Below are 3,731 nucleotides of genomic sequence, written 5' to 3'. Positions count from 1 at the left end.
GCGATCGGCCTGCGCGCCGACATGGACGCCCTGCCGATGCACGAGGCAGGCGATGCCCCGTGGCGCAGCCAGATCGCGGGCCGCATGCATGCCTGCGGCCATGACGGACACACGACCATGCTGCTGGGCGCCGCGCGCTACCTCGCCCGGACCCGCAATTTCAATGGAACCGTCCATTTCATCTTCCAGCCGGGCGAGGAAGGATGCGGCGGCGCACTGGCCATGCTGCAGGACGGGCTGTTCGAACGGTTTCCCTGCGATGCGATCTTCGGCATGCACAACCAGCCGGACCTGCCGATCGGCGAATTCCGCCTGACGCCCGGACCGGCCATGGCGGGTGGCGGCTTCTTCGACATCACGGTCACCGGCGTCGGCGCGCACGCCGCCCGCCCCGAGGCCGGCATCGACCCCGTCCTGGTGGCGTGCCATATCGTTACCGCCCTGCAATCCATCGTCTCGCGCACCGTGTCGCCGCGCGAGCCGGCGGTCATCAGCGTGACGAAGATCGTCGGGGGCGACGCGCATAACGCCATTCCGCAGACTGCTCGGATCGGCGGCACGTTGCGCGGCATGTCGAAGGCGGTGCTGGCCGACATGCAGGCCGCGATGCACCGCATCACCGAAAACGTGGCCGCCGCCTTCGGCGCGACGGCGGTTCTCGCATTCGGGCCGACCTTCATTCCTCTCTGCAACGATCCCCGCCAGACCGCTTTCGCGGCCGAGACCGCCATGGCCCTGGTCGGTGCCGACCTGGTCGATCCCGACGCGCCCGCCGTCATGGGGTCCGAGGATTTTGCCTATATGCTCGACCGCGTGCCCGGCAGCTTCCTGCGGATCGGCAACGGCCCCGGCGAAGGGTTGCATCACCCGCGCTACGACTTCAATGACGCGGCGATTCCCTACGGCTCCGCCCTGTTCGCAGCACTCGTCGAACGGTTCCTGCCGCGCGGCGCGGCCCTCTGACGCACCCGCTCACGCCGTGACCGCGATCACCGCGCCGCCGGGTTCTCAGGCCACGATCTTGTCCAGCGCGCCGCAGAACGCCTTCATGTCCGCCGCCGACCCGACGGTGATGCGCGGACAGTTCGGCCAGAGTGTCCACGACCGGCCGATATCGATATTCTGCGCGGCAAAGGCCTGCCTGATCGGCGCCGCAGGCTTCTTCCAGTCGATCATGAACATGTTCGCCTGGCTCGGAATGAAGCTGACCCCCCGTTTTTTGAGAAAGGCGAAGGTCTCCTCGCGCGCGGCGATCATCTCGTTGCGGCGCGCGACGATGTCCTGCGCCCGCAATACGCTGGCGCCGCCGGCGGCCAGGGCCACGATCGACAGCGTGCCACTCTGGTTCGCGCCGTCATAGCGCATCATTTTCTGGTGCGTCTCCGGATGCGCCAGGCTCAGCCCCAGCCGCAGACCCGCCATGCCGAACAATTTGGAAAATGTCCGCAGCACGATGATGTCCTTGGACCGCGTCACCAGCGAAGCCGCGCTCTGCGTCCCCGCGAAATGGATATAGGCCTCGTCGACCAGCACGATCGAGCCCGCGGGCTTGTTGTCCAGCAACCAGGCGATGTCCGCGATCGGCGTCAGGGTCCCGGTCGGGTTGTTGGGCGAGCAGATATAATAGACCCCGGCATGCGGATCGGCCGCCAGCAGCGCCCGCACGTCGACGGCGTAACGATTGGCGGCCTTCAGCGGCACCGTCGTGGATTTTGCCTGCAGCCAGTCGGCGGTCCGCCATGCCGCTTCATAGGTCGGGTTCGCCGTCACCAGGCCGCGCGTCGGCGAGCAGAAGGTCACGATCACCCGCGACAGCGGATCGCTCGAACCCGGCCACGGCAGGATATGCGACGCCGGCACGTTCTCGACCGCGGCGACGTTCTCGATCAGGGTTCGGCGCATATGGGTGGGTTCGTAACGATTTCCCAGCCGGACCGCCGCCTCGCCGGCCGCGATGCCGGCCGGAAACGGCCCGGTCCAGCACTCGTTGCTGCCGATGCGGATCATGCCCGACTTGTCGCGGTCCGCCGGCATCTCGCGCGCCTCGGCCGCGCCGAGCAGATGCGGGAATGCAGCGGCGATCGCCGCCGACTGCATGCCCAGCAGGGCGGCCACCCGGCCGAACTGCCGCCGCGAATATCCGCGTTCCAGCAGGTCGTCTTGACCTTCCTCCGTGATCAGGCCGCTCATGATGCGCTCTCCGGTACGAAACGAATGCATTGGCAACATTCTACGTTCGGAACAAAAAGGAAGTCAACGCGACTCCTTGCAGGAAATATCCGGAAGATTTAACGAAAATATCGAATATCCCGTTTCCCCTTGCCCGGCGCCGCCCCGGTGTTAATCTGCGCGAAACGAAGGGAGCGACATGCGCGGATTCACGATGACCCGGCCAGTGTCCTGCCCGAGGAATTCTCACGGGAATTTCTCGGATCGGCAGGCCACCAGCAGACTGCTTCCAGCGTCGTTATCGACGGTCTTGCTGGCTGTCATGGCCCTGTCGGCGGCGCTGCGGCCTGCCGCCGCACGGGCCGAGGCGATACCCGTCCTGGTCATCCATGGCGGAGCCGGCGTGATCAAGGCCGACATGTCGCCCGAGCGCCAGAAGATCGTCAAGGCGGCCCTGGCCCGCGCCCTGGATGCCGGATACGCGGTGCTGAAGGCCGGCAAGCCCGCCAAGGACGCGGTGGTCGCTTCCATCCGCGTGCTCGAGGACGACCCGAACTTCAATGCCGGCAAGGGGGCCGTCTTCACCCATGACGGGCACAACGAAATGGATGCGGCCATCATGGACGGCGCGACCCTGCAGGCCGGGGCGGTGGCCGGCGTGCGGCACGTCCGCAACCCGATCACCCTGGCCCGCGCGGTCATGGAGCATTCGAAACATGTCCTGCTGATCGGGCAGGGGGCCGAGGCGTTCGCCAGGACGCAGGGCATCGATCTGGTCGATCCGTCCTATTTCTGGACCCAGCGGCGCTGGGACCAGTTGCAGAAGGCCCTGCGGGAAGACGCCGCCCATGTCCGGCACGCGGACGAAACGACCGACCGCCATTTCGGCACGGTCGGGGCCGTGGCGCTGGATCGGGACGGGCATCTGGCCGCCGGCACCTCGACGGGCGGCATGACGGACAAACTCTGGGGCCGCGTCGGCGATTCTCCGCTGATCGGCGCCGGTACCTATGCCAATGCGGGCTGCGCCATGTCCGGGACGGGCTGGGGCGAGTTCTATATCCGCACGGTGGCGGCGCACGAGATCTGCATGCGCGTCACCCTGCTGCATGAACCGCTGGCCCACGCGGCGGACGACGTCATCAACCACGAAATTCCCGCCCTGGGCGGCAATGGCGGCGCCATCCTGGTCGACGCGCAGGGAAATATCGCGACGCCGTTCAATACCAGCGGCATGTACCGGGCCTGGATCGGACGCGACGGGATCTCCCATGTCGCCATCTTCGCCGACGGCGCCCCCGCGCAATAGCGCGGAGCGGGCTTCACGCCCGCCGGAAACGCGCGGGGCTATAGGGCGCCGGATCGATGAACGGGGTTTCCCCATTCATCATCTCGGCGCATAGCCGCCCGGTCGTGGGGCCCAGCGTAAAGCCCTGATGCGCATGGCCGAAATGGAACCACAATCCCGGATGATTCCAGGCCGGCCCGATCACCGGCAGCATGTCCGGCATGCAGGGCCGCGCCCCCCGCCAGGGCTGCGCCTCCACCGCCGCGCCCAGCGG

General features: G+C 67.3%; 4 protein-coding genes. 2 read left to right on the top strand and 2 right to left on the bottom strand.

Annotated elements, in window-relative coordinates:
• On the top strand, positions 1-963 hold a 963-nt coding region (locus tag HUK84_RS12185), incomplete at its 5' end, for an amidohydrolase (protein WP_176640530.1).
• A gap of 45 nt (positions 964-1,008) precedes the next feature.
• On the opposite strand, the gene HUK84_RS12180 is transcribed toward HUK84_RS12185, so the two are convergent.
• Positions 1,009-2,190, bottom strand: a complete 1,182-nt coding sequence (locus tag HUK84_RS12180; RefSeq protein WP_176640529.1) for a pyridoxal phosphate-dependent aminotransferase — start codon at positions 2,188-2,190, stop codon at positions 1,009-1,011.
• 289 nt (positions 2,191-2,479) lie between these two features.
• Here HUK84_RS12180 and HUK84_RS12175 point away from each other — a divergent pair, with 289 nt between their 5' ends.
• Positions 2,480-3,478, top strand: a complete 999-nt coding sequence (locus tag HUK84_RS12175) for an isoaspartyl peptidase/L-asparaginase family protein (protein WP_317135285.1) — start codon at positions 2,480-2,482, stop codon at positions 3,476-3,478.
• A gap of 13 nt (positions 3,479-3,491) precedes the next feature.
• Here the strand turns inward: HUK84_RS12175 and HUK84_RS12170 are convergent.
• On the bottom strand, positions 3,492-3,731 hold a 240-nt coding region (locus HUK84_RS12170), incomplete at its 5' end, for an NAD(P)/FAD-dependent oxidoreductase (protein ID WP_176640528.1).

The sequence above is a fragment of the Nguyenibacter vanlangensis genome (genome assembly GCF_013376155.1).
Classification (GTDB): Bacteria; Pseudomonadota; Alphaproteobacteria; order Acetobacterales; family Acetobacteraceae; genus Gluconacetobacter; species Gluconacetobacter vanlangensis.
Note: the sequence above shows the minus strand (reverse complement) of the source record. Positions and strands in the feature narration are given on the sequence as shown.